Origin of the sequence: Oceanotoga teriensis, from assembly GCF_003148465.1 — a bacterium.
Taxonomy (GTDB): Bacteria; Thermotogota; Thermotogae; order Petrotogales; family Petrotogaceae; genus Oceanotoga; species Oceanotoga teriensis.
Genome location: NZ_QGGI01000040.1, coordinates 1988 through 4786, shown reverse-complemented (window position 1 = coordinate 4786; position 2799 = coordinate 1988). Strand labels below are relative to the sequence as shown.

Sequence of the window (2799 nt, the reverse complement as noted above, 5' to 3'; positions counted from 1 at the left end):
AAGTGTACTACCATCAGCATGAGAAGGCTTAACTGCCAGGTTCGGAATGGATCTGGGTGGAACCCAACTCATTATCCTCACCCCTAAATACTCACTCACTAGTACATAAGAAACATTTGTCCAAAGCCTCGGGTTATTAGTACCACTCGACTCAATACATCACTGCACTTACATCTGTGGCCTATCTACGTTCTAGTCTCGAACTACCCTTAACTCTTTCGAGCGGGAAGTCTTATCTTGGGGCCCGTTTCCCACTTAGATGCTTTCAGCGGTTATCGGTCATGTACTTAGCTACCCAGCTCCTGCCATTTGCCTGACAACTGGTTCACCAGCGGTACACTCACTCTGGTCCTCTCGTACTAAGAGCAACCCCCCTCAAACTTCCTACGCCCGCAGCAGATAGGGACCGAACTGTCTTACGACGTTCTGAACCCAGCTCACGTACCGCTTTAATGGGCGAACAGCCCAACCCTTGGGACCTTCTTCAGCCCCAGGATGCGATGAGCCGACATCGAGGTGCCAAACCACGCCGTCGATATGAACTCTCGAGCGTGATTAGCCTGTTATCCCCAGGGTAACTTTTATCCGTTTATCGACGGTTATTCCACTCTATTCCGCCGGGTCACTAGGACCAGGTTTCCCTTCTGGTCGATCTGTCAATCTCTCAGTTAAGCCGGCTTTTGCCCTTGCACTCTTCGGTGGATTTCCAACCCACCTGAGCCGACCTTCGCACGCCTCCGTTACTCTTTAGGAGGCGACCGCCCCAGTCAAACTGCCTACCTAACAATGTCCAGATTATGCTCTTCACATACCTCTGTTAGTAGCACACCAATATGAGGGTGGTATCCCACTTTCGGCTCCTTCATACCTTGCGATATGTTATCTTCGCCTCCCACCTATCCTGTACACATATTGACAAACTACAATGTCAGGCTACAGTAAAACTCCATGGGGTCTTTCCGTCTAACTGCGGGTCCTCGGCATCTTCACCGAGTCTGTAATTTCACCGGATCTTCTGTTGAGACAGTGCCCTGATCGTTACGCCATTCATGCAGGTCGGAACTTACCCGACAAGGAATTTCGCTACCTTAGGACCGTTATAGTTACGGCCGCCGTTTACCGGGGCTTCAATTCGAAGCTTTCACTCCTCCTCTTAACCTTCCGGCACTGGGCAGGCGTCAGTCCCTATACTTCCACTTCACGTGTTCGCAGAGACCTGTGTTTTTGGTAAACAGTCGCCAGGGCCTTGTCACTGCAACTTATTCACGCATCTTTCAACACCCGAATAAGCACCCCTTTTCCCGAAGTTACGGGGCTATTTTGCCTAGTTCCTTAACAGAAGTTATTCCGCTCCCCTTAGCCTTCTCAGCCCGTCTACCTGTGTCGGTTTTCAGAACGGTCGCTCATTATCTCAAGCACAATGCGATGCTTTTCTTGGCAGTGTGATTCCTCTCCGTTGGTCTCTTTTGACCTTCCCATCATACATCTTCCTCTTCTCCCGGTTTTCCCTAGGAGCCTCTTCGGCTTTTGCATTTAGAAAACCTTGCAACTTGGTCTCGGAAATTCGCCTCCTGCGTCACACCTCATTATTCAATAATTCACGGTACAGGATTCTTTACCTGTTTCCCATCGGTTACCCCTTTCGGGTTCCCCTTAGGATCCGACTTACCCTGGGCGGACGACCCTTCCCCAGGTACCCTTAGACTTTCGGGGTGGGAGATTCTCACTCCCATTTCGTTACTCATGCCCGCATCCGCTCTTGTATTTCGTCCAGATAATCTTTCAATTATCCTTCTCCCTAGCATACATTGCTCCCCTACCAATGACTTTTGCCATTCCGTAGCTTCGGTGTAAAGCTTTAGCTCCGTTACATTTTCGGCGCATTGTCCTTCTACCGGTGAGCTGTTACGCACTCTTTAAAGGATGGCTGCTTCTAAGCCAACCTCCCGGCTGTCTAAAGAACTTCACTACCTTTCACACTTAGCTTTCCCTTCGGAACCTTAGCTGTCGGTCTGGGCTGTTTCCCTCTCGACCACGGAGCTTTTCCTCCGTAGTCTGTCTCCAGATTTCTCAGTTTCTTGTATTCGTAGTTTGACTGGTTTCTGAGGTCGTCCCCCATACGCCAATCAGTGCTCTACCCCAATTACTGCTTCTATCTAGGCCGTGCCTACACACGTTTCGGGGAGTACCAGCTATCACCAGGTTCGATTAGCTTTTCACTCCTACACACATGTCATCCGAAGATTTTTTACTATCTACCGGTTCGGTCCTCCACTCAGTTTTACCTGACTTTCAACCTGCACATATGTAGCTCACCTGGCTTCGGGTCTATTACTACTGACTTTCGCTCTTTTAAAACTTGGTTTCCCTTCGGCTTTTCCTCTTCCGGATTTACCTCGCCAGTAACAATAACTCACGGGCACATTAATCAAAAGGCACACGGTCACTTGCGCTCCCGCTTCCTGTAAGCATACGGTTTCAGGTTCTCTTTCACTCCCCTCCCGGGGTCCTTTTCACCTTTCCCTCACGGTACTCTTCTCTATCGGTCAGCAGTTAGTATTTAGCCTTGGATGGTGGTCCACCCTGATTCAAGCAGGATTTCTCGTGTCCTACTCTACTTGGGATTAGAAAACTTCGCCTTCTTCGATTTCGAGTACGGGACTTTCACCCTTTTTCGTCTATCTTCCCATATAGTTCCTCTATCTCCGATTCTTAAGCGCCTATCTTATGGTTCGGCTATTTCTATCCCTCTACCAGATATTAGCAACGGCCATATCCTTTTACACTAATATCTTTTAG

1 rRNA gene is annotated in these 2799 nt (G+C 49.1%); it reads right to left on the bottom strand.

Annotated features, from left to right (window positions below):
* Window positions 1-2799: ribosomal RNA gene (locus C7380_RS13335) — 23S ribosomal RNA — on the bottom strand; the annotation flags it as partial.